Origin of the sequence: Pontibacter sp. 13R65 (assembly GCF_047525655.1) — a bacterium.
In the GTDB taxonomy this organism is placed as follows: domain Bacteria; phylum Bacteroidota; class Bacteroidia; order Cytophagales; family Hymenobacteraceae; genus Pontibacter.
The window spans coordinates 34481-58799 of sequence record NZ_JBLIQL010000001.1; the positions used below are offsets into that span (position 1 = coordinate 34481).

18 protein-coding genes are annotated in these 24319 nt (G+C 48.5%); 8 read left to right on the top strand and 10 right to left on the bottom strand.

Annotated features, from left to right (window positions below):
* The first annotated feature begins 126 nt into the window (after positions 1–126).
* A complete protein-coding gene (queA, locus tag ACMA1I_RS00140) occupies positions 127–1173 on the top strand; it encodes a tRNA preQ1(34) S-adenosylmethionine ribosyltransferase-isomerase QueA (RefSeq protein WP_337066203.1) in 1047 nt (348 codons plus the stop codon).
* A 343-nt stretch (positions 1174–1516) separates the two neighbouring features.
* Entirely contained in the window at positions 1517–2209 is a 693-nt protein-coding gene (locus tag ACMA1I_RS00145; protein ID WP_337066204.1) for a 2-C-methyl-D-erythritol 4-phosphate cytidylyltransferase, read from the top strand.
* On the opposite strand, the gene ACMA1I_RS00150 is transcribed toward ACMA1I_RS00145, so the two are convergent.
* The 3 genes from ACMA1I_RS00150 to ACMA1I_RS00160 all read right to left on the bottom strand — a co-directional run bounded on the left by ACMA1I_RS00150 (position 2204) and on the right by ACMA1I_RS00160 (position 4842).
* Positions 2204–2926 carry an ABC transporter ATP-binding protein gene (locus tag ACMA1I_RS00150; protein ID WP_337066205.1) on the bottom strand — a complete coding sequence of 241 codons (723 nt, stop codon included), beginning with the start codon at positions 2924–2926 and terminating at the stop codon, positions 2204–2206. The genes ACMA1I_RS00145 and ACMA1I_RS00150 overlap by 6 nt on opposite strands.
* 92 nt (positions 2927–3018) lie before the next feature.
* On the bottom strand, positions 3019–3240 hold the full coding sequence (locus ACMA1I_RS00155) for a DUF2795 domain-containing protein (RefSeq protein ID WP_007652164.1): 222 nt from the start codon (positions 3238–3240) through the stop codon (positions 3019–3021).
* A 285-nt stretch (positions 3241–3525) separates the two neighbouring features.
* On the bottom strand, positions 3526–4842 hold the full coding sequence (locus ACMA1I_RS00160) for a DUF349 domain-containing protein (protein WP_337066206.1): 1317 nt from the start codon (positions 4840–4842) through the stop codon (positions 3526–3528).
* Positions 4843–5252: 410 nt separating this feature from the next.
* Between ACMA1I_RS00160 and ettA the strand changes: the two genes are divergently transcribed.
* A complete protein-coding gene (gene ettA, locus ACMA1I_RS00165) occupies positions 5253–6923 on the top strand; it encodes an energy-dependent translational throttle protein EttA (RefSeq protein WP_337066207.1) in 1671 nt (556 codons plus the stop codon).
* Between the two features lie 596 nt (positions 6924–7519).
* Here ettA and ACMA1I_RS00170 read toward each other — a convergent pair.
* On the bottom strand, positions 7520–9091 hold the full coding sequence (locus ACMA1I_RS00170) for a serine hydrolase (protein WP_337066208.1): 1572 nt from the start codon (positions 9089–9091) through the stop codon (positions 7520–7522).
* A 372-nt stretch (positions 9092–9463) separates the two neighbouring features.
* Between ACMA1I_RS00170 and ACMA1I_RS00175 the strand changes: the two genes are divergently transcribed.
* The gene (locus tag ACMA1I_RS00175) at positions 9464–10456 is read left to right on the top strand and encodes a GNAT family N-acetyltransferase (RefSeq protein WP_337066209.1); all 993 of its coding nucleotides are present in this window, start codon (positions 9464–9466) and stop codon (positions 10454–10456) included.
* Positions 10457–10508: 52 nt separating this feature from the next.
* Here ACMA1I_RS00175 and ACMA1I_RS00180 read toward each other — a convergent pair whose 3' ends face one another.
* Positions 10509–11540: a zinc dependent phospholipase C family protein gene (locus tag ACMA1I_RS00180; protein WP_337066210.1), complete on the bottom strand. Its 1032-nt coding sequence runs from the start codon at positions 11538–11540 to the stop codon at positions 10509–10511.
* Between the two features lie 309 nt (positions 11541–11849).
* On the opposite strand from ACMA1I_RS00180, the gene ACMA1I_RS00185 reads away from it, so the two are divergent.
* Positions 11850–12260 (top strand): hypothetical protein, encoded by a 411-nt coding sequence (locus ACMA1I_RS00185; protein WP_337066211.1) that lies wholly within the window; start codon positions 11850–11852, stop codon positions 12258–12260.
* 85 nt (positions 12261–12345) lie between these two features.
* Here ACMA1I_RS00185 and def read toward each other — a convergent pair whose 3' ends face one another.
* Together def and ruvX are read right to left on the bottom strand one after the other, a co-directional pair.
* Complete coding sequence (def, locus tag ACMA1I_RS00190) at positions 12346–12915, bottom strand: peptide deformylase (protein WP_337066212.1); 570 nt, start codon at positions 12913–12915, stop codon at positions 12346–12348.
* Positions 12912–13328 carry a Holliday junction resolvase RuvX gene (gene ruvX, locus ACMA1I_RS00195; protein ID WP_337066213.1) on the bottom strand — a complete coding sequence of 139 codons (417 nt, stop codon included), beginning with the start codon at positions 13326–13328 and terminating at the stop codon, positions 12912–12914. Before ruvX ends, def begins: the two co-directional genes overlap by 4 nt.
* A 403-nt stretch (positions 13329–13731) precedes the next feature.
* On the opposite strand from ruvX, the gene ACMA1I_RS00200 reads away from it, so the two are divergent.
* The 3 genes from ACMA1I_RS00200 (at position 13732) to ACMA1I_RS00210 (ending at position 17366) form a co-directional block, all read left to right on the top strand.
* Entirely contained in the window at positions 13732–15420 is a 1689-nt protein-coding gene (locus ACMA1I_RS00200) for a S41 family peptidase (RefSeq protein ID WP_337066214.1), read from the top strand.
* Positions 15421–15674: 254 nt separating this feature from the next.
* On the top strand, positions 15675–16835 hold the full coding sequence (locus ACMA1I_RS00205) for a homogentisate 1,2-dioxygenase (RefSeq protein ID WP_337066215.1): 1161 nt from the start codon (positions 15675–15677) through the stop codon (positions 16833–16835).
* Positions 16836–16982: 147 nt separating this feature from the next.
* Positions 16983–17366, top strand: a complete 384-nt coding sequence (locus tag ACMA1I_RS00210) for a co-chaperone GroES family protein (protein WP_337066675.1) — start codon at positions 16983–16985, stop codon at positions 17364–17366.
* Positions 17367–17847: 481 nt separating this feature from the next.
* Here ACMA1I_RS00210 and ACMA1I_RS00215 read toward each other — a convergent pair whose 3' ends face one another.
* The 3 genes from ACMA1I_RS00215 to hemB form a co-directional block, all read right to left on the bottom strand.
* Positions 17848–18417, bottom strand: coding sequence for a hypothetical protein (locus ACMA1I_RS00215; RefSeq protein ID WP_337066216.1), 570 nt, complete (start codon positions 18415–18417; stop codon positions 17848–17850).
* An 88-nt stretch (positions 18418–18505) separates the two neighbouring features.
* Positions 18506–22255 carry a S8 family serine peptidase gene (locus ACMA1I_RS00220; RefSeq protein ID WP_337066217.1) on the bottom strand — a complete coding sequence of 1250 codons (3750 nt, stop codon included), beginning with the start codon at positions 22253–22255 and terminating at the stop codon, positions 18506–18508.
* A gap of 1012 nt (positions 22256–23267) precedes the next feature.
* Positions 23268–24242: a porphobilinogen synthase gene (hemB, locus tag ACMA1I_RS00225; protein ID WP_337066218.1), complete on the bottom strand. Its 975-nt coding sequence runs from the start codon at positions 24240–24242 to the stop codon at positions 23268–23270.
* Between the last annotated feature and the right edge of the window lie 77 nt (positions 24243–24319).

A 24319-nucleotide genomic window follows, 5' to 3' on the forward strand; every position in this document is an offset into this window, starting at 1 on the left:
TCAAAACGCAGGCCTAAATTTAATCTATTAAAACAGGGAATCTTCCCTAATATTGTTCTGCAAGTTAAAAAATGTTTCTATGCGTACAAGCATCGAAAATCGATCTATCTAAATGCCGTAATATTTATGAAGTTATCAGAGTTTAAATTTGAATTGCCGCAAGAGCTTCTGGCTAATCATCCTTCTCCGAACCGCGACGAGTCCCGTATGATGGTGCTGCACCGCGACTCGGGTAAGATCGAGCACAGAATCTTTAAAGACATCCTGGAGTATTTCGACGATGGCGATGTGATGGTGGTGAACGATACAAAAGTGTTCCCGGCGCGCATGTATGGCAACAAAGAAAAAACAGGTGCTAAGATCGAGGTGTTCCTGCTGCGTGAGCTCAACAAAGACATCCACCTGTGGGATGTGCTGGTAGACCCTGCCCGTAAGATTCGTGTTGGCAACAAACTTTACTTTGGCGAAAGCGACCTGGTAGCTGAGGTTATTGACAATACCACTTCGCGTGGCCGTACCATCAAGTTTCTGTTCGATGGCTCTGATGAGGAGTTTTACAAAACCATAAACGACCTGGGCGAAACCCCGCTTCCAAAATACATTAAACGGGAGGCCGAGCCAGAAGATAAAGAGCGTTACCAAACGGTGTACGCCAAAAACGTAGGGGCTGTAGCGGCTCCAACGGCTGGTCTGCACTTTACAAAAGAAGTGCTCAAGCGCCTCGAAATTAAAGGGGTAGATGTAGCGCCCATAACGCTGCACGTTGGCCTGGGTACTTTCCGCCCGGTAGATGTGGAAGACCTGACCAAGCACAAAATGGACTCTGAGAACTTTATGGTACCTGGCACTACTGCCGAAATGGTAAACAAAGCACTCGACAACAAAAAGCGAGTTTGCTCTATCGGTACCACTACCATGCGTGCGCTGGAGTCGTCTGTGTCGGCTAACAGCCGCCTGAAGCCGAACGATGGCTGGACAGATCGTTTTATTTTTCCGCCTTACGATTTTAAAATTGCCAACAGCCTGGTAACAAACTTCCACATGCCGGAGTCTACCTTGCTCATGATGACAGCTGCTTTTGGTGGTTACGACCTGGTAATGAAGGCCTACGAAACAGCTGTTAAAGAGAAATACCGCTTCTTTAGCTACGGCGACGTTATGCTGATTCTGTAATTGAGAAGTACTCCATAAAGCAAAAATGCCCTGACAACAACAGTCGGGGCATTTTTGCTTTAAATGCAGCAGTTGCCGTTTGAGAGGTGAGCCACACCCTTGGCCTTTCGCAACAAAATTAGCTCTGGAAGGTCAATTTCATTAGCAGAATTTAATTGTTAAATGGATGATTAAAATTCGTAGCTAAGCACTTGCAGCGTGCGCAGCTCCTGCAAGTGCCCGGGCTAAACAGAAAGAAATTTAACATCTAGCATCTAAATTCTCTAAAATACCTCTGGAAGGACTTTTTGATTAGAATAATTTAATTTTGATACTTAGGAAGGATATGATGCCTAATACCACCATGAACAAAAACTTACCGGAGTATGCCCTTGTAGTGGCTGGCGGCACAGGCAGCCGCATGCAGCGTGAGCTGCCGAAACAGTTTCTGGAGATAGGCGGCAAGCCCATTCTGATGCATACACTTAAGCAGTTCTATGCCTACAGTGCCGCTATCAGGTTAATTGTGGTGCTGCCCGAGAACCAGATAGAAGCCTGGCGGGCACTGTGCCAGAAGCATCAGTTTAGGCTATTTCATATGGTAGTGGCAGGTGGTGCTACGCGCTTTGGTTCAGTAAAGAACGGCCTGGGCATGGTGCTGGAGCAGGAGGCCCTGGTGGCAGTGCACGATGGGGTAAGGCCTTTCACGTCTACCTCCATTATTCAGGAGGCTTATGCTAAAGCGGCCAGTTATGGTAACGCTGTTGTAGCCGTATCGCCCAAAGACTCTATTCGGCAGTTGGTGACAGAGTCGAAGAGTAAAGCTGTGCCGCGCACCGATTACAAACTGGTGCAGACGCCACAGACCTTTAAAGCCAGTCTGCTTCGCAAAGCCTACGAGCAACCGGAACAAAGTGGCTTTACCGACGATGCCTCTGTGGTAGAACAACTGGGTGAGCAGATCGTGCTGGTAGAAGGCAGCTACCGCAACATTAAAATAACCACACCCGAAGACCTGGTGCTGGCAGAGGCATTTTTAAAAGAAGCAGGTTTATAGTTTGCGTGGATGCGTTTCCAGGTACTCCTGGTTTTGCTGAATAGCTTCGGGCGTAATAACTTCCAGCACTGGCGACGACTTAGATAGGTTGAGCAGGTAGCCTTGCAGTGGCATCAGGTTGTGCAGGTCGTGGGTAATGCAGAGCACCGTTTTCTGGTGTTGTAGCACCCAATCCTGCAGCAGGCTGTATACCTGCTTTTTAAAATACACATCAAGTTGCTGCGAGGGCTCATCCAGCAGGCAGATCTGGGCATCCTGCAGCATGAGCTGCGCCAGCCAGATAAGTTGTTGCTCTCCACCAGATAAGGTAGTGAAGTCGTGATCGAGTAGGTCGGCTAGCTGCAGCTGCGCCACCACATTTGCCGCCAGGTCATAATCGGTGGCATCGTAATTTTCCAGGAAGCGCTTTTTCCTGAACAGGCCCATTACCACCAACTCATGCACTTTTATGGGGAAGGAAACTACGTTTTTTTGAGGCAGGTAACCTAATATGCCTTTTGCTGTGGGTTTGGCAATGTGGCGCAGGTCCTGGTTTTGTATCAGAATATGGCCTTGGTAAGGTATTTTCTGCTGAAATGCTTTAAAGAGGGTGCTCTTGCCTACACCGTTGTGCCCAATAATAGCTACAAAGGCAGGTGCAGGTACAGAAAAAGAAAGGTTGCGGAGTAGAACACGTTGTTCGTAGCCCGCAACCAAATTTTTTACTTCAATAATCAAATTCTTTCAAATTAGAAATTCAAAATTAGAGCGTCTGAACCTAATAGTGTTTTCTGAATTTCTGGTTCCTAATTCGTGATTTCTAATTACAATTAGTACTCGTCTTCGTTAAACATGAAGTCTTCCTTGGTAGGGTAATCAGGCCAGATTTCTTCGATGTTTTCATAAGGCTGTCCGTCATCTTCAAGGGCCTGCAGGTTTTCTACAACTTCCATAGGCGCTCCGGAACGAATAGAATAATCAATTAATTCGTCTTTAGTAGCTGGCCAGGGTGCATCCTCCAGGTATGAAGCTAATTCTAATGTCCAATACATAGTATGTTCTCCTTACTTAACTTGTGGCTTTTAAAAAAAATAAGTTTGCAAAAGTATGAAAATATTCGTAAACAAAAATTTTTGCAGATTATTATTTGCTTTTTTGTTCCGTTTTTCAAACACAACGCAAACAGTTAAGATTTGTTTAATATAAATAGAAATATTTTGCTTAAAAAGAGTGGCCGGAGGCAGTGCTTTTTCTCTTCCTCCGGCCACTCTTTTTACCTTAATTTAAAGGCTGGTAAAATAGCTGATGCCAACCATCTGGCAGCGTGCATGTAAGCCTTAGCTTTCGCTGGGGCTAAGCTGCTTTTTGAACATCTCAATCAGCTCAGTCTTCGTATGTATTTTCCTGTTAAAATTCCGGATCTTGCCTTGTAACATACTCCTGAAAGACTCGTTGCCAGGCGTATCGCTCAGCTTGCCCAGGTTCGACTCCAGTAGTTCCAGCTCCTGCTTATCAGATTTAATAAAGTCTTTGAGGGCATTTATGCGGGCGTTAATGCCGTCTGCTCCGTTTAGCTTCTCGTTTGCAGCTTGCTGGCGCTTGCGGATGTAATGTTCCAAGCTGCTCATTTCAAACACCTTGTCGCATGCTTTTATAAAACGCTCCCAAATCTGATCCGATACCGATGGGTGCACCGGGCCAGCTTTCTTCCACTCTGCCTGCAGTTCCTTCGCGCGTTTTACGGCTTCGCCCAGGCTATGCGTGTGTATCAGTTCCTCTGCCTCACTTACAAGAGCCTGCTTTTTCTCGAGGTTTGCATCATAGAACTTGTCTTTCGATTGGTTCTTCTCGTTGTTGATCTTCACCTTCAGCCGTTCAAAGAAGTGGTTGTGTGCCTTTCGGAACTCCGTCCAGAGGTTGGTTACGGCTTTGCGCGACAGGCTGCCACTCACTACTTCTTTCCACTCGTTTTGCAGCTGCTTAAGCTTAATGGTAGTGGCCTCCCAATCTTCTGAGTTTTGCAGGGCCACCGAGCGGTTTATCAGGCTGCGATACTTTTCGTAGGCGCGGTTCTGCATCTGCTTTTTGTCCAGGAAGAAATTTTTCTTCCGCTCAAAAAAAGCCTCCAGCACCGTCCGGAACCGTTCTTCAATCTCGTCGGTTACTTCTTTATCTACTGGCCCTGTTTTTATCCAGGTAGCCCGTAGTTCTTTCATCTTTTCAGATGTTTCTTTCCACTCAATGCTCTCCTGCAGTGCTTCGGCCTCCTGGATCAAACCTACTTTTATGGCCAGGTTCTTTTCCCGGTTGAGTTTGATGGTTTTGTTGATTTCCTCTTCGGCCCTGCTCAGCTGCTGGTAAAGCGATTCAAAGTTGCCCAAGGCATCGTAATCGCCGATCTGCTCCTTCATATGTAGCACTTTCATCAGAAAAGAGCCTTTGTTCTCAGATGTCTCGATGCGGTGGAGCAGGCCGTTTACCTTTTCCTGAAACATTTCGAAACGCTTGGCAAAGTAAATAAGCGAGTCGTCTTCCGTCTCTTTTACATCGCCTACCTGACGGGCAGGGTAATTCATGAATGCTTTTAGCCAAACTTGTTGGTCCTGAATGAACCCGTAATTTCTGGCTGTTTCCAATAGCTCGTTGTTTTCCATTTAAGGATTAGGGTTTTGCCTCTCTTAGGGAGTAAGAGCAGGTTTGAGTTTCATTTTTGTCTTAAACCAGACAAAGTTTAAACATGCTCTTAGGTGTAAACATAAGTATAAATCACCATACGCAGCTAAAAACACTGCGTTTGATGTCTTGCCTGCAGGTAACGAGGCCAGCATAAGTTATGCAAAAAGCTACTTTATAACAACAACTGCCAGCACCACATACCCATAGGTATCACAAGTTTAGTCATTTCAAACCAAATTTGTGAAGGCAAAATGCATGAAATTTTCCGATATTTGTAATTCTAGTCATATTTTAATGTTACCAATGAGGTAAAAGGCTAATATGGCTGTATGCCAAGGGCAACGCTCTTAACAAGTCAAAGATTACGTGTATAACTGATAAATGCAATATGAGTAACGAAACTATCATTTTTTCTATGGCTGGGGTAAGCAAGATTTACCCGCCAAAGAAACAAGTACTTAAAAACATTTACCTGTCTTTTTTTTATGGCGCTAAAATCGGCGTGCTTGGTCTTAACGGATCGGGTAAGTCTAGCTTGCTTAAAATAATTGCTGGAGTCGACAAAGAGTTTCAGGGGGAGGTTGTGTGGTCGCCGGGCTATACAGTGGGCTACCTGGAGCAGGAGCCGAAACTGGACCCTACCAAAACAGTGCGCGAAGTGGTAGAAGAAGGCGTTAGCGAAATAGTAAACCTGCTGCGCGAGTTCGACGAAATAAATATGAAGTTTGCCGAGGAAATGACCGACGATGAGATGAACAAACTCATTGAACGGCAGGGCGAGGTGCAGGAACGCCTGGACCAGCTAAACGCCTGGGAACTCGATAACCGACTGGAGCGCGCTATGGATGCACTCCGCACGCCTCCCGAAGATGCCCTTATCGAAAACCTGTCGGGTGGTGAGAAACGCCGTGTAGCCCTGTGCCGCCTGCTCTTGCAGGAGCCGGACGTGCTGCTGCTCGACGAACCTACCAACCACCTCGATGCCGAATCAGTTGATTGGCTGGAGCAACACCTGCAGCATTACAAAGGCACTGTTATAGCTGTTACCCACGACCGCTACTTCTTGGATAACGTGGCTGGCTGGATTCTGGAGCTCGACCGTGGCGAAGGCATTCCGTGGAAAGGCAACTACAGCAGCTGGCTGGAGCAAAAGTCTAACCGCCTGTCGCAGGAAGAGAAGACGGAGAGCAAGCGCCAGAAAACCCTGCAGCGTGAGCTTGAGTGGGTTAAAATGGCTCCTAAAGCACGTCATGCTAAGTCAAAGGCCCGTTTGAGCCAATACGATAAGCTGGCCGGCGAGGAGTCTAAATCGAAAGAGGAGAAACTGGAGCTCTTTATTCCGGATGGTCCGCGCTTAGGAGCGCAGGTAATAGAGGTAAACAACGTAAGCAAAGCCTACGGCGATAAATTGCTGTTCGAGAACCTGAGTTTTGCCTTGCCGCAAGGTGGCATTGTGGGCATTATCGGGCCAAACGGTGCCGGTAAAACCACTTTATTTAAACTTATTACCGGCCAGGAAAAACCAGATGCCGGCGACTTTACTGTTGGCTCTACCGTGCAGATATCATACGTGGACCAGGAGCACGCGCAGCTGGATGGTAACAAGTCGGTGTTCGAGGTAATTTCCGGTGGTACAGAGCATATGATCATGGCCGGCCGCCAGATCGTGTCGCGGGCCTATGTGAGCAAGTTCAACTTTTCGGGTGGAGACCAGGAGAAGAAGGTAGAGAAGCTGTCTGGGGGCGAGCGTAATAGGGTACACCTGGCCATGACGCTGAAAGAAGGCGGTAACCTGCTGCTGCTCGATGAGCCGACCAACGACCTGGATGTGAACGCTATCAGAGCACTGGAAGACGCATTGGAGAACTTCGCCGGCTGTGCTGTTATTATCTCCCACGACCGTTGGTTCCTCGACAGAATTTGTACTCATATTCTAGCTTTTGAAGGAGACTCACAGGTTTACTGGTTCGAAGGTAACTATACGGAGTACGAAGAGAACAAGAAAAAGCGTTTAGGCGATACGGAGCCAAAACGAATCCGATACAAAAAGCTGGTATAGCCAGTAGATTAATTAAGTTCAAAAAGGGAAAGCCTGTTGCCGCAACGCAACAGGCTTCTTTCATTTTAGAAGCCTGTTAGTATTTGCTTGTGTCATAATAGGAAGATTTGAGACAGCCCTGCCTGCAAATTTGTGATTTTCCCATTTCGATACAAGCTAGAATTATGTGGTGATTCAGCTTCTTTGTATTGGAATATCTATATATTGTAATATACAAAAGAGTAGTATTAGAAATATGGAAATCGAAAATTGTAATAAAATAATTAAAATAGCTGTGTGTTATAAGAACAAATATTAGTTAGGCTCGTAAAAAAATATAATAATATCATTAAAGGCATATAATTCTATTGTTTTAACCTAAACGAGTGTCAATCATGAAAAAAACTCTACACAACAGCGACGATGCGATCGCATACTGGCTGATTGCCGGATATTTTGCTGTTATCAGCACTATTGCAGCAATTCTCACCTAGTTTCCACTTACTCATACATGTAAGCAGGCCGCACCTAAAGTACGGCCTGCTGCGTCTCTATACCTATCAAGCTAGCATTGCTTGCTAGATGAGCACAGCTACACCAGTCTGATCACGTTTGTCTTACTTCACTTTAGTAAACTTCAGCTCATCGAAATGGAAATCGGGGTTGTTAGCGTCTAAACGCATGCCTCCAATTTTGCCATCTTCGCCAATAAGGAACCTGACGCGGGTAGGAGTGAGCAGCGCATATTGGTTTACCCACTCTAGCTCAAAGATGTCGTGCTGCCAATGCTTTAATGTGCCGCCCAAAGTAGGAGCAGGCGCAAGCCGAACAGACAGCTTACCATTTTGCAGGCTTACAGCAGCATTGCCATACAAGGGACTGTTATAGGTGCCGGTGTAGGCTTGGAGCGACATAGTAGGCTTACCTTTCTGTTTTTTTGCCTTCTGAGCATTTGCCTCAGCTTCTTTCTCTGCCTGTTTGTTGCGCGCAATCAAATCGAGGTAGAACCTGCTCCAGTCGCGGCCTTCCTCTTTTCCAAAGAGTTTATCGATAGTATAGTTGGCAAGGGGTGTCATTATGCTGCTCATGCTGTTTGTCAGGACTACCACGCCCAGGTTTTCTTCTGGTACCAGTACCGTGCGGCTGTTCATCCCTTCGTGCCCGCCACCGTGGTTAATTACCTTGCGGCCTTCGTAGTCGCTCATCATCCAGCCAAGCCCTGCTGCCTGAAAATGAGTAGAGGGAAAAATGTGCTCCGACTGACTTGCAACCGGGAGTGGATTATGGGCAGTCCACATGGTGTGGCTGGCTTCTTCGCTAAAAATGCGGTTACCTTTGTAGGTGCCTCTGTTCAGTTGCAGGCGCATCCACTGGGCCTGCTGGTTTACGCTGGTAAAAATGCCGGCAGCCGGATTCCAGTTGTCCCAGGGGCGGATAGTGGTAGGTACAGGCTTGCCCTTGTCGTCGAAGGCATGTGGTGAGGCAACATTGCTTTTGCCGGTAAGCTGGTTAACAGAGGTGTAGCTGTTCTGCATGCCGAGTGGTGAGAAAAACCGTTCCTGTATAAAGGCCTCCCAGGTTTTGCCGGTTACTGCCTCTATTACTTCGCCTGCCGCAATAAACATGAGGTTGGAGTAGCCGTAACCATCGCGAAAACCATAAACCGGCTCCAGGTACTTTGCCCGCTCCAGTATCTCGCGGCGGCTGTAGGTGGTGTGGTACCAAAGTAAGTCACCGCTGAAGGTTTTAAAACCTGCTCGGTGGCTGAGCAGATCTTTTATGTTGAGGCTCTTGGTTACAAAAGGATCGTAGAGTTGCAGGTAGGGCAGGTATTTAGTTACCGGATCATCCCAGTTTAGCTTCCCTTCGTCTACTAAAATACCCAGAGCGGCCGCTGTGTAGGCTTTGGTGTTAGAGGCGATACCAAAAACCGTGTTGGCATCTACCTGACCGCTAGTTTTAGCATTGAGTACCCCATAGCCCTTGGCAAAAATAACGGAATCGTTCTTTACGATGGCAATAGCCATGCCCGGAACGTCCCAGTCTTTGAGTGCCTGTTGGTAATAAGTATCTAGCGCGGCCAGGTCGGAAGGTTTAACAGGTTGTTGTGCCTGGGCCTGCACAAAGGTGAAAACTACCAGTAAAAGCGTGTACCGAAGTTGTAGAAAGTAATGTAGAGGAGGAGTCATGTGGAAAATGTGTCAAATATCCAACAAGTTAAGCTTTTTTTCTAAGTCGGAAAACCTGGTCCGGCTTTGGTTAAGAGGAGATGTAAACTGCGATCTAGCTTACCCGAAATTGAAATGTCACTGTCATCTGTTACAGGATACAAGGTTTTTGCCTTTACCTAGATTAGCAGGTATAGAACTATTAGGACCTCATTCGATTAAACCTCTCATTCACTCAATTAAAACTTAACCACTCAACAACCAGCAATCAAATTCTGCTAATGAAAAGGCCCTTCCAGAGCTCTTTTTGCTGGAAGAGGCCTATGGGTTTTACGCTTATTTTTTCAGATTGATGTGGCTATTTACTAGCTTGCGTGCTTTCAACAGTTCACCATGATTCGGTACCTGCGCCACCACGAGTTAAATAAGAAAGCCTGGGATGCCTGTATCTCAGCCTCTCCGGAGCGTCAGGTGTACGCGCTGTCGTGGTACCTGGATGTGGTGTCGCCGGGGTGGTGGGCCGTGGTAGTGGAGCAGGAGGGGGCTTATGTTGCTGTGCTGCCGCTGCCGGTAACCCGAAAGATTGGTATGCTGTACCTGCGCCAGCCTTTGTTTTGTCAGCAGCTGGGTATTTTTGCAACAGCCAAATGTAATGCGCAGCAGGTAGGGGAGATGCTGCAGGTAGTCCGTAACCACTTTAGACTCAGCACCACCTATAGCTTTAATACTGCCAATACCGACCTGCTGAAGCAGGTGCCTGGCTGGGAGGCCGAATTCAGAACTTGCTACACCCATTACCTGCCGTTAAACCAGCCTTACGGGACCATCGTCAAAAACTATACGCGCGACCGCAAGTTAAACCTAAAGCGGGCGCAACAGGCGGGTTTGCACTTGGTGGAGCAGGCCGATCCTGAGCCGATGATAAAGTTTTTTAAGGAGAATGTGCAGCACAAGATCTACGGAGGCGTAGACGAGGCAGCCTATACGCTCTTGCGAACGCTGTATCAGGAGCTGCGGCAAAGGCAACTGGTAAAACTGTGGTACACTGCCACTGCCGACGGCGAACTGAATGCTGCTGCTATGTTTGTGTTCTACGAAGGCAGGATTATTTACCTGTTTAACGCCGCTAACGCTGCTGGCAGAGCCAAAAACGGCCGCACACTGCTGCTCGACGAAGTCATCAGGCAAAATGCTAATTCCCACTGGGTACTGGATTTTGAAAGTCCTTCTTTAGATAATATTGCTCATTTCTACGCTAGTTTTGGGTCCACTCCAGCTCCGTTTATCATGTGGCCGTACAACCGGCTGCCGCTCCCACTCAGATTGCTCCGGCAGTTGCGTATAGACCTTTACAAGAGGTTTGCAGGTGATGTGCAGCAGCCATAATTCCGCAGCTACTAGCTGGTAAGGCGCTTGAGGAGCTGAAAGTCACTGCTTTTTATTGTTCTTCTCTGGCGCAGCAAAGAGCCATGCTGTGTGACTGGTGGGGAAGGGGCAGTGAGGCGTCTCCCTCTTCGCGAGCTTTGTGCTGGCCTTTGTCATAATCTTTTTCTTCCATCTTGAGCAGTTGCTGCTCTTCTTCCGAAACATTGCCGGTTAAATGCGGCTGGCCGGCATCTACCCAAGCAGTGTACCAAAAGCTGGCCACAGTCTGTATGGCAAGCCGCATCTGCCGCTCTACCTGCCCATTTAGCCTGTCATGGTAGGCTTTGGAGAAAGCGCTGGAGTAAACACGTACCGTAACGTTGTTGCGCACTTCAAAGCTGTATTTTTTGTCTTCGTCGAACTGCTGGGTCAGTTCCCGCTCAAACCGCAGTACAGAGTCTAAAGCCAGGTGTGCAGAGGTTACCAGGTCCCAGGCCCGGAGCTGTGGCTGCTCAATATAGGTGGCAGGCCCCACAAAAAAGTCGTAGTTGTCAGATAGTAACTCTGGCAACCGCGATTCCCAGAAGCCGTGTATACCTCGCTGCCCCGTTAGCTGCCCGTTGTAGTTGTGAGTGGTGTGCAAGGGAACACAGGCATCGGCAATATAATGACCCAGGTCAGCGGAAAGGCGCAGAATTCGGTCGACGTTACGTTCTCTGAATGCTTCTGTGAGTTGGTACTTCATGCGGTTAATGTGCCAGGGCACAATGCCGTAAGCCATCAGGGTATCTTCGGAGTACTTCTCGACGGCCTGCTGCCAGTAACGCGGCATTTTGTAGATGGCGCTGTCGCCGTACACATCAATATCGATGTAATGCCGTGGGGCCTCACCTGCCACAGCATAGCGGCGGCGGTCGGGGTTAACGGCATTTTCGGTAATGTAGCGGATGTGCTTTTTGTAAAAGGTCACCATTTCGGGCGGCAGCGTGAAAACTGCCAGCCTGTTGATGCGCTGGTGGGCGAAGAAACCCCAGGTAAAGCCATTGAGAGGCAGCAGGAGCCAGCAGGCTAAAAAAAGTGCTATGATCCGAAACGCAGCTGTCATAAAACTGACGTACGAATTTGAAACGGCCAGGGGTGCAGTTGGGTTGAATTTTATGCTTGCGACAGTGCAAAAATTTATAAGGTTGTATTTCGTTATATCTCCTTTAAAAACAACCTTTCCTATTCTTCCAACTATCCATCCCCAATTATTCTAATAAAAACACTCTTCCAGATATAATTTGGTGCTAAACAAGCTCAGGTTAGATATAGAATTAGCTATAAAAATGATTTTGTATTAAGTTTTAAGCATATTTTGTTTTAACTTATCTTTCTGAAAGATTATATAGAATTTTATCCGACCATTATGCTTATGAAAACGAACGTTATTGTTGCTATAGTCGCTGCTCTTTTCGCCTCTGGCTGTCAGTCTAAAGCCCCTATGTACTCGGCATCCGGTGAGAAGCTCGTGATGGTGCAGAAAAATGTAGAATTGCACCGAAAGTCGCCAAACATATGGCCGGCGAAGGGATGGGTGGCTGCTACCGAAGAAGAATTGATATTTGTGCCACAGCCTCAGTACTGGCCTGTGCCAGTATACGTACATGGCCGCGACAGCACCTTTGTACGGTTAAATGAGATAGACCGGTTTGAAAAGAAGAACCGGCTGCTTATTCTTCCGATGGGGCTGGATGTTATTACCAAAGATGGCACTCGTTACCCCTTTGTTACAGCCAGGCGCGAAAAACTTATAAACGAACTAACACAGCTTACAAGCCAGTAGAAGATGCAACTTAATCAGACAAGGCATAAAAAAACCGCCTTTTGCAAAGCTGCAGCAGGCGGTTTTTTTTTAGTTAGTATGGTGCCTATCGCTTTTTAGACAGCGCCGGGAATTTCATTTTGTAATCGGCATCCACATCGCCTTTAGAAATCTTGGTGAGCTTTGTTTTGAGCAATCTCTTCTTCAGGCCCGAAAGATAATCGGTAAAAAGAATGCCCTCTATGTGATCGTACTCGTGCTGAATAACACGGGCCGTCATGCCATCGTAAGTGTCGGTGTGGTCGTTCCATTCTTCGTCGAAGTAGCGGATAACAATACGTTCCGGGCGGTACACCACTTCCCGCACACCCGGTATACTCAGGCAGCCTTCCTCAAAGCCCCATTCTTCGCCGTCTTCTTCTATAATCTCAGGGTTAATGAAGGCCTTCTTTACGCCCTTGCCTTCGTCCTCATCATCCATCATTGGCTCTGAGTCTATCACAAACAGACGGATGCTTTTGCTGATCTGTGGGGCGGCAAGTCCTACGCCATGGGCATGGTACATGGTAGCAAACATGTCGTCTACAAGTTCTTTCAGATCAGGGTAGTCCTTTGGAATCTCCTGTGCGTGCTCTTTCAGTACAGGGTCGCCATAGGCGGTAATCGGGTAAATCATATATTTCTGCTTTCTAAATACGATTGTAAAATAATAGCGGCACTTACACGGTCTACTGTACCTTTGTCCTGCCGGTCTTTCTTCTTAAGGCCACCTGCCCGCATAGCCTGCTGTGCCATGCGGGAAGTAAAACGCTCATCAACTGTGTGTACAGGCGTAGCCGGGAATTCTTTCTGTAGCTTCCTTACAAAGCCTACTACATGCTGGGTAGAGTCGGTGGGGTTGCCAGCCAAGTTGCGCGGCATGCCTACCACCAGGGCATCTACAGGCTCTCGCTGCAGGTAGCCTTTCAGAAAAGACAACACATCTTTGGCATGAACGGTTTCTAAGGGGTTCGCAATTATTTGCAGCGTGTCAGTCACGGCAATGCCCACTCGTTTGTTTCCGTAATCTATTGCCAGAATTCTTCCCATTGCTGTTGCGGTGTGTCTGCTACAAAGGCCCTCTCTTGGCAGTTATAAAATACGTAGCACACAATTTGTAGTACAAAGGTAATACATTTTTAAGGTTTTAGGGCTTGTTTAGGTTGGGTTTTTGCCAGCAACTGTTACCTGAAATGGTGTCGGCAAACGAATGCAACAGCTATAGCTGTCTATTACAGGGTACATTTTCAGCTATCGGCTGCAAAAGCAGTAATAACACTTCCGGATTCGTAAAAAGTAGAATAATCAGAACAAACTTTGTATCTTTTGATGTTAGACTATAACATAGCCTCCGCTACTAAAGTAAAAGTAGACGAACCGTTCCCGTTTTTTTCTTAGATTTAGCAGGCGAAAGTAAAGACAGATTCTACCCCATTAAATATAATTTGAAGAGATGAGTGAAGAGCCAAAAAATACCCAACAAGAGGAGCAGACACCACAGCCGGAGCGCAACTGGCAAGGCAATTCCTTGTTTCAGATCAGACTACCCTTATTTATAGCCTTAGCCTTGGCTGTTGGCGTACTGATAGGTGCCAATACCTTTTCTCCTTCTACCGGCAACCCACAAGACACTGCTAAAAGCTACCTGAAGTTTCGTGATATCTTGAGCTATATAGACCGCGATTATGTAGATACAGTTAATATTTCGGAACTGTCTGACTTTGCCATCACTAAGATGCTGGAAAAGCTGGACCCGCACACATCTTACATACCGTCTGCACAGCTGGCCATGGCACGTTCTTACCTCGAAGGCGATTTTGAAGGTATTGGTGTTGAATTCAATATTTTTAAAGACACCATTTATGTGGTTACGCCAATCAGTGGAGGGCCTTCAGAAGCAGCAGGCATACAGGCCGGCGACAAGATTATCAAGGTAGACAACGAAACGGTAGCCGGTATCGGTATTACCAACGAAGGTGTATTTAAGCGTTTGCGCGGCCCCAAAGGCAGCAAAGTATCTATGACCATCCAGCGTAAAGGCACTAACAAGCCACTAAACTTTACCATAAGCCGCAACAAAATCCCGACCAGATCGGTGGATGTGAGCTATATGGTAGACGACAACACCGGCTATATTAAGGTGAGTCGGTTCTCTGCCAATACTTACGAAGAATTTAAGCAGGCACTTACCGGCCTCAAGAAAAAGGGATTGCAGCAGCTCATCCTGGATCTGCGTGGCAACCCTGGCGGCTACATGGACCACGCCACCCGCATGGCCGATGAGTTCTTGTCAGGCAACAAGCTGATTGTGTATACCGATGGAAAAGGCACTAAATATGACTCTAAAACCTTTGCCAGAACCAAAGGTGAGTTCGAAAGTGGTGCTCTTATTGTACTCGTAGACGAAGGCAGCGCCTCTGCTTCTGAGATTGTGGCAGGAGCCTTGCAAGACAACGACCGGGCCCTGATTGTAGGTCGTCGCTCTTTTGGCAAGGGCCTGGTGCAGATGCCAATTCCGTTGAACGATGGCTCAGAGCTCCGCCTTACCATTTCGCGCTACTATACACCAAGTGGTCGCTCTATTCAGAAGCCGTATGTAGCCGGATCAGAAGAGTACCAGCTCGACATGCTGCACAGGTTTGAGCGTGGCGAGTACTTCCACCCGGATAGCAGCTTGTTTGTAGATTCCCTTAAGTATAAAACAACCCGTGGCCGCACCGTGTATGGTGGCGGTGGTATTATGCCCGATGTATTTGTAGCCCGCGATACAACGGAATTGTCGCACTACATGAGCGAGCTGTACAGTAAAAACGTGATAAGGGAATATACGCTGAGCTACTACCGCGACAACCGCAAAGACCTGGATAAAATGCCCTTTGATCGTTTTCAGAAAAACTTTGAGGTAACAGACAAAATGTTGCAGGACGTGGTAAGGCTGGCAAAAAGCGCTGATATAGAGTATGACGAAGAGCAGTTTAAGCGCTCCAAAAACCTTCTCCGTAATAACCTGAAGGCCTTTATTGGCCGCAGCGTGTACGGCAACGACGGCTTTTTCCCGGTACTGCACGAAACCGATGAAGAGTTTCAGGAGGCGCTCAAGCAATTCTCACGGGCCGGTAAGCTAGCCAAGGGAGGCGCTTAGAAAGAAGCTGTTAAATGATAGATTTTAGATGCTAGACACCAAAATTAGTTAATAATAAAGTTATTCAGCCTACCTTTAATATTCTACAAAAAAGCTATTTAAAACGCCGCAATTATTCTAATGAAAATGGCCTTCCGAAGGTTTTTTAGGGTGTAGAGACCAAAGGCTTAAAGAGGTAAGGCAGTTTAGTAAACAAGCAACTTTTGCATAAGCGTTTCATCGTTTTAATAAGATCTAAGATTGGAGGTGATCTCATGGCGTACTATCATAAGTTAGGTAACATTCCGCATAAGCGGCACACGCAGTTCCGGCAGCCGGATGGCAGTCTTTATGCAGAGCAGTTGGTTGGCACCCTTGGTTTTAGTGGAGTTGCCTCACTGCTATACCATGTTAATCCGCCTACCCGTATCAGCCGCATTGGAGAACCAGTGCCATTTGCTCCCAAAGTGGCCGATAATGTAAAACTTGCCCCGCACCACTTGCGCACCCTCCAACTAACCGAAACCGGGCCTGATTACCTGAGTGCCCGTAAAACCTTGCTCCTGAACAACGATGTAGCCATCAGCATCTGCAGCCCCTCTGAAAGAAAAATGAGCTACTCTTATAAAAATGCTCAGGCCGATGAAGTAGTGTTTGTGCACGAGGGTAGTGGCGTGCTTTATTCGCAAATGGGTAAGTTAGAGTTTAACGAAGGCGATTATCTGGTTATTCCACGTACTATCATTCACCATTTTCATTTTGCAGATGGCCCGGTTCGCTTGCTTATTATTGAGTCATTTAGTCCGGTGGAGACGGTGCGTCGTTACCGCAATCAGTTTGGGCAATTGCTGGAGCATTCTCCTTACAGCGAACGCGACCTGCGCCCGCCGCACGAGCTTATCGAGTATCAGCCAGGAGGGGAGCACCTGGTACAGATTAAGAAAGAAGGCTTTCTGCACCAGTACTACTACGACTTCAGCCCTTATGATGTAGTAGGCTGGGATGGCTACTTTTACCCCTATGCCTTCTCTATTTATGATTTTGAGCCTATTACAGGGCGCGTGCACCAGCCGCCTCCGGTGCACCAGACTTTCGAGGCCCACAACTTTGTGATCTGCTCTTTTGTGCCCCGCCTTTTCGATTACCACCCCTTAGCTATACCGGCGCCGTACAACCACTCCAACGTAGACTCCGATGAAGTGCTCTATTACGTAGATGGCGACTTTATGAGCCGCAAAGGCGTAGACAGAGCCTCCTTTACGGTTCATCCAGGAGGTATTCCGCATGGGCCGCACCCTGGTACTGTAGAGGCCAGCATTGGTAAAAAAGAAACGAAAGAGTATGCCGTTATGATCGATACCTTTAAGCCGCTGCATTTAACAGAAGATGCTCTCACTTTTATGGATGAGAAATACCCGATGAGCTGGAAAGAATAGCCGGTTTAACAGCTGGAAGGGCATCAGAAAGTACCGCTTCTTTTAAGAAAGCTTTTATATGTTAAATTTGATTAATTTTGCGGTTAAGCTTCTGATATAAAGGAGAGAGTAAAGCATACGATACAAAAAAACATGAGTACATTACCAATGAGGGTTTCTGAAAAGAATAAACTGGAGAAAATAATCATTGTAGGAGATAGGGTACTGATTAAGCCCAAATCTGCACGGGAGCAGACCAAAAGCGGTTTGTACCTGCCACCCGGCGTGCAGGAAAAAGAAAAAGTGCAGGAAGGCTATATAATGAAAGTAGGACCAGGTTACCCTATCCCGGCCGATTATGGTTTTGATGAGGAGGCTTGGGAGCGCGAAGACGAAGAGGAGATGGTGCGCTATATTCCGCTGCAGTCTAAAGAAGGAGACCTGGCTATTTACCTGCAACGCGATGCCATCGAGATCAACTACCTCAACGAAAAATACTACATCGTGCCGCAAAGTGCCGTGCTGATGCTGGTGCGGGAAGAGGACCTGTAATCTCCTGCAATTTTAAAGTAACCTAACAAGAGCGCCATATCCTGCAAAGGGTATGGCGCTCTCTTCTTTAGTACAATTAACTCAAGTTGTGCAGTAGTCGAGTATATTTTGCTCCTCCGCTGTCCCACTTTTGTCATCCAGAAGGGATCTTGTGAGCAAGAGCCTAAACCAGTAGCTACTGGTGGTGTACGTTTAAGTTCGCATAGCAATTTCTATTGCCGTGACAGCGGAGTGCAGCTGTTACATTGCTGGAGTCTTTGTTCTTTTTGTCTTGATACAAAGAGAACCAAAACAATCAAGACAATTTTGTCTAAAGAGAGCCCCTTCCCCCAACAGTGCCGGCTCGATCTGTGCACTTGGCAGATGTCTTCGCCCGTAGTTTCCTGCCGCAATACAGTAGAAAGTGCAATACTACACAACAGCCAATTATTCTAATGAAAACACCCTTCCAGAGGCAATTTTAAAGCCCTGATAAGCTTGGCTACAATGGTTTTGTAAGATCGAAGTCGGCTTGGAAGCGGAGTTGGTTATCGCGTTTGAGGATGTAGCTGAAGGTTTTGCCATCGGGGCTTAGGGCCAGCGTCCATTCGTTGGTAGAGGCAGCAGGCAGTAGTTGTGCAGTATGAGCATCTGCGGGAAAGGCGTGTGTAAGTGCCTCTGCCGGAGCCGCAGAGATGCCCCCGTACATGGTTATGTCGTCTGGGGTGCCATCTTCGTGGCGGTGATCATGTTTGAGTTTGAGTTGCAGTCCATCCGGCGTTTTCCGGATTAGCCAGGTACGCGATCTATCTTCTCCAACCAGAAACGGAATGCGTAAGGTGGTGTCGGAGCAGGTCTGGATATGCATGACCAAAGGTTTGCCAGCAAACGGATCGGTACCATCGGAGGGATGTACCACCGTGCCCTGAAACGAGTTGCCGCAAAAGCTGGCAAGGCTGCTATAAAAGGTCAACGGCTCCTGGCTTTGTGTAGCAGGTGCCGTTGTGCAGCCAGTCAGGACTAGTAGGAAAAGCGCCAGGAATTGGAGGGAGTTCTTTAAAAGAGTCGTCATGGCTTAAAGATAGAGAAAAATGAGCTGCAAAAATGCAGGAGCCTCCGCACATCGTCCGGAGGCTCCTGTACAGAAATAGCACATTGTACTACCGTTGCACCACGAGCTTTCTGGTATATTGCCTGCTGCCATGCTGCACCCGCAGCAGATACACGCCCGAGGCTCGCCCTGATAAATCTACAAAGCCTTCGAACTGCCCGTTGCGTTGCTCTACCTTGCCTGTGTACAGCAGGTGGCCCACCATGTCGGTTACTTCAAAGGTAATGTCTTCGGCCTGCTCTGTTTCCAGCTCCAGTCTGAAACGTCCCGAACTTGGGTTAGGAGATACCAGCAACTCCGGCCCTAGCTCCTGCACATCGGGCCTGTGAATATAGGAGTAGGGCACCGACATATCGGAGATACAACCCGCTGCAGAAGCCATTACACTGTAGCTGCCCGATTCTTCGGGGGTAAAAGTGTTGCCGGTGGCACCAACCAGCAGTCTGCCGTTCAGGTACCAGCGGTTGCCTGTTGCTGCTGATGAGAGGAGCGTTTTGCCATTGCGCGTTACGACAGGCTGCGGAATGGAGGCTCCTGTTGTAATTTCTGCGGGTGCTCGTTCGCTTGGGCAACCTAGCGCCTTTATTTTTAAGTCGTAGAGGTAATAGTAGTAGCTTAAGGGGCCGGGGTTGGCGCTGGAGCCGGTAATAGTAAACACATTGGGCAAACCAAACGGGTAACCTTCTACTCCTTCGTTGTTTCTGTAAATGGTGGCTCCACCTTCGTAGGCGATGCCAATGCGGTACTCTCCGGCTTCTGGTAAGGCCAGGCCCAGGTAGTAGACAGCTCCCGTATCGGCAGGATCATCGGGCTGCACACCTGTGCCAGGGGTAGTGCGGGTTGCGACTACATTCAGGGTGCGGCTCGATACAGGAGCACCATCTGCATTAAAAGCTGTAAAAGTGATGCGGCCGCTGTGGCCAATGTAGAGGCGGGCACTCTCGAGGAGCATGGGGGCATTGGTGGTAACCAGCACATCGGGTGTGAACTGGTTGTAACCTCCACCCGTTGCGAAACTTTTGGTGGCAGGGCCCACGGTGCCAGAAAAATCGTTGAGCGCTACAAACAGGCTGCTGCCTACCTGCCCCAGATCGGCCGATAGCTGGTGCCCGGCTGCCACGGGAGTGGTGGCATCTGCAGAAGTATACCAATAGGTGGAACTGCCGCCCGAGCTGTTGAGTGTGAACTGCGAGCTGGTGCCACAACGCACCGCCGATGCCTGAGGCGGTGCCGCTGCCGCACTAATAGCGATGGTGCGGGAGAGGCGGTTGTTGGCTGGCACTATATCGGACTCGAGGGCAGAGGTGGCTATGAGTTCATAAGAGGCCCCTGCCTCGGTTGGGAAGCTACCTTCCATCAAAAATTCTTCTTCTGAAAAAGGAGCCAGTGTGCGGTTGTAGATGCCAGTTAAGGTTGCTACCTGGTTACCGTTTTGCAGCACATTCACCGACACCAGAATATCTTTTTGTGCCGCTTCTCCAAAGTTTCTTACTCTCACTACCAAGGCCTGGTCTGGTGTGGCACACAGAGAGCCTCCAGGAATAGAAATGGCTGTAATGCCCACATCGTTCTGCTGCCTGATAAGCTGCACCACATATTCTTGCGTTTCGCCGCGGGGATATGAGCCGCAGGCGCTTATGCTGCTGATGTCTTCGGTTTCCTGCAGCACCAGGCGCATTCTTACTTTATTACCGGCAATTAGGTAGTTTGGTGCCGTTACGTTGCCTGTTAAAGTGCCTGTACCTGCCAGCACAACTTCCTCACCGGCATCGGTAAAGCTGCCATTGTTGTTCCAATCGAAAAAGGCTTTGGCTGCTGTAGCTGCCGCTGCACCGCAAGAGCCTGTTGTGATGGTAAGTTGTTGGGTTTGGCCTGGCTCAAAGAAAATAGGAGCTGCTGCGGTATAGTCGCGGAGGGTGGAGCAGCCAGTTCCCGGCATGGTGTGTGCGTAGGAGCCAAGGGCGAAACTGTTGATACGAGCTCCGGCATCAGAAGAGGGCGCGCTGGCGCAGTAGGCTTTACCTCCAACTCCGCTCACCAGCAGCGAGTAATCCTGTTTGCCGTTGCGGAGCGTGCCTTTGTGCGAAATTCGGATGGTATAGGTTTCGCCGGGTACGGCATTGGCAATGGTGATCTGCTCTACATTGTCCAGCGTATTATCGCCGGGGTGAGCTGCTTCTGCAGGGTTCAGCGGGTTGAGTGTCCAGGGCAGGTAGGTGGTGCCACGGCCGCTGATGCGCAGGTCCAGATCGTTGACCAGGCGAGGAGTACGGTTGTTCAGGGCATCTTTTCCTATTGGTGTGGCAGTTGCTTCCGGGTCGGCCCAGCAGATGGTTGCTACCAATGGCCCGTAGCCGGAAGCTACCACCTGCAGCGTGTACACCTGAGATTGGTTCAGGCTTCTTTCCTGTACTAGGTGAGACTGGTTGGTATTTGAGATGACAGTAGCAGCCTTGTCGGCATTGAGTAAGCCCCAGCCGTGGCTGTAATCTGGGCCTGGAGCAGGACCCGCCTCATCGGCAGTATGTATAGCCAGTCCTTTTAAAGTGGCAGCGCGCATAGCGGCTCCATTGTTGAGGTTGGCATAGTGCTCCTGCAGGAGCAGTAACGTGCCTGCTACGTTGGGTGAAGCCATGGAGGTGCCGTTAGAGGAGCGGTAAGCAAAATCGCCGGTGCTGCTGGTAGAAAGCACCGCCACACCATTGCCTACAATATCGGGCTTAATACGGCCATCGTCGGTGGGGCCAAAGCTGCTGAAAGCGGAAATGGCTACATCAGAAGGCCTGTTGTAGCCATTGGGAATGGCGGCAACGGCTCCTACCGTGAGTATGTTTTTGGCTGTGCCGTAGGTGGGTATGTTATCGTAGCCGTTGTTGTTGCTGATGTTGGCCGGGCGTGAGGCCACCAGTGTAAAATTGCCGTTGCGGCTCCGTTTGTAGTAAGGTTCGCCTACGACCGGACCGTTGTCGTTGCGGTTATTTCCTGCCGATTTTACAATCAGGTAATATGGTGCGTTAAAGGCAATGCGGTCCCAAGAGGTGGCAACATCGGAGTAGTAGCCGAATTTATAGTCTACGGTGTCGCTGATTTCTCCATCGCCCCACCACTCCCAGTAGGGATCTTCTTTAGTACCTTTGCGATCGGAGTTGTAGCGCCAGCCGGCAATAGAGCCATAGGAGTGGTTAGAAACCAACAGATTGTTGGCTGCGGCGGCCATTTCCGATACATCGTTGTTGTAGTCGTAAGCCTGCAGCTGCCTTACCCCAAAGGCCATGCCTTTGGCAAAGCCGTTTACGCCACTGGCCACCAAGGTGCCGGCAACGTGGGTGGCGTGGTCATCTGGGGTGGCGGAGGCATTGTCTTTCTGCACTACCCTTCCACGCAGCTCCTGGTGTGTTTCGAGTATGCGGCCTGCATCCCAAACTCCGAGCTTGTTGCTCACGCTGCTGTTGGCTCCGCTCAGGTTCAGGCCAAGTCCGCCGCCCGCCCAGAGCTGGTCGGTTTTGGTAGTGGCTGCTGCACGGGTGTTGTTGTAGGTAATGTAGTAAACGGGCAGGCCGTTGGCATCGAGGCCTTGCAGCGACATATGAGAACCGTCTTTGTAGGTTTTTTCTATGACCCAACCATTTTTGTTAGCAAGATTTATGGCTTTGGCGCGGTTAATTTTAAAGTCTTTATTGGCTGCCTCCGACAGGTTTTTCAGCACTTCTACATTTGCACGAATTGGAGTGATACCTTGCTGTGCTATAGCCGGGGAGGCTGTAACTAAGGCAACAAGTAATAGCCAAAGTCCTTTCATATAAGGTACCAGAGTAGCGAGTTAGTTCTTCAAGTTAAGATAACAGCAGCAGAAAGGCAAAAGTTATGAAGTTGCGTGCAGAGCTACTGCTTTTTATTCGTGGTTAATAGATGAACTAAGTACAGGAATCGAAGGTTCAAATGGCTGTTTTTAGGATTTACTGCAGGTTTAGCGTGATAAAGACGTATTATTCTGATGTGAGATAGTTACTCTGATCCAAGTAGTGCGATAGTCGAGCATGTTTTGTCGCTCATGTACTATCTCACTTTTGTCATCTTGAAAAGATCTTGTGGACGAGGTCCTTTAGCAAAGGCTACTGGCGGTTTAGTCTAAGTGCGTATAGTCACTTAATAACAGACTTTCAGAGGTAAGTTATTCCATTGCTTAAGTCTTTGGTTCTTTTTGTCTTGATACAAAAAGAACCAAAAAAATCAAGACTCGCCAAATCGAGGGCCCCTTCCCCCACTCGCTGAACGCTCAGACAGTGCCGGCTCAATAGGTGTACCTGGCAAAGGTGTTTTCTCTGTAGCTTGCTGCCGTAATAAAGTAGATTGATTAGCAATCGTACAATTATTACTTACTAACGACACTGGTAAAGTAATTAAAATGAAAGTGCTGTACTGTTGCTGGCCCTGTAGCTCTTGCTCAGAGCACATAAATCAGTTCTTGGGTTGAGCGCCTTTGCAGGTTTCTGGTGCCGCGGGAGCGGCAGCCCGCTTGCGGGCAGGAAAGATGCAGCAGCGCGATGCCCAAGAACGAGGCCCCGCGGCCGCGAGCGCTAAGACTTCTACAATGCAACAGTAAAGTCTTAGGGCACCGGATGAAACGGGTGCCAAAAGTATTGGAAACAACTTTAGGCACACACTCCTGAAATTAAAGTGCCTAACTTCGGCCAATTATTCTAATGAAAAAAGACTTCTAGAGGTGATTTTACCCATTTTGCTGCTAGGTGAGGATAGGGGAAAGCTGCTCGCAGGAGCCAGGCACACTGCGAGCAGCTTATATATGGTAGCTACTGTTTTTTCAGGTACTGCGCGTATTCTTTGGCGAAGTAAGTAAGAATCACATCGGCTCCGGCTCGTTTAATGCCTGTCAGGATTTCGGCCATGGCTTTGTCGTTGTCAAGCCAACCGTTTTGGGCGGCGGCTTTCACCATAGCGTACTCGCCGCTGATGTTGTAGGCGGCAATGGGCAGGTTAGAGTTGTCGCGGAGCAGCTTAATTACGTCGAGGTAAGCCAGGGCGGGTTTCACCATCAGGTAGTCGGCTCCTTCCAGCGTGTCGAGTTCGGCTTCTATCAGGGCTTCGCGGCTGTTGGCGTAGTTCATCTGATACGTTTTTTTGTCGCCAGATTTTGGCGCAGAACCCAGGGCATCGCGGAAGGGGCCGTAGAAAGCGCTGGCATATTTAGCTGTGTAGGCCATAATCGCCACTTTCTGAAAGCCGTTTTCGTCGAGCACCTTGCGGATATGCCCGATGCGACCGTCCATCATGTCGGATGGGGCCACAATGTCGGCTCCGGCCTGCGCCTGTGTGAGGGCCATTTTGCCCAGCACCTCCAGCGTTTCGTCGTTTATAATTTCACCGTTCTCCACAATGCCATCGTGGCCATCGGAGCTATAGGGGTCCATGGCTACGTCGGTTACCAAGGCTACCTCCGGAAAGTTCTGCTTAATGGCACGGATGGCGCTAGGAAAGAGACCTTCCGGGTTCTGGCTCTCGGTAGCGTATTTGTCTTTTATTTCTTCGGAGATGCTTGGGAAAGGAGCAAACACTTTAATGCCCAGGTCCACGCATGCCTGCACCTCTTCCAGCACCTGATCGATGGTGTAGCGGTAAATGCCGGGCATAGAACTGATCTCTACTTTCTTGTTCTCGCCTTCAATTAAAAATAAAGGGAATATAAAATCGTGCACCCCCACTGTGTTCTCCTGCACCATGTTGCGGATGGCCTCTGTCTGGCGGTTACGTCTTGGTCTTCGTATCATTGTATAAATGCTATGCTGAGAAAATCTGTTTTGCAGCTGCAAAGGTACGCAATTGTGTATTACAGCAGAACCGTTTG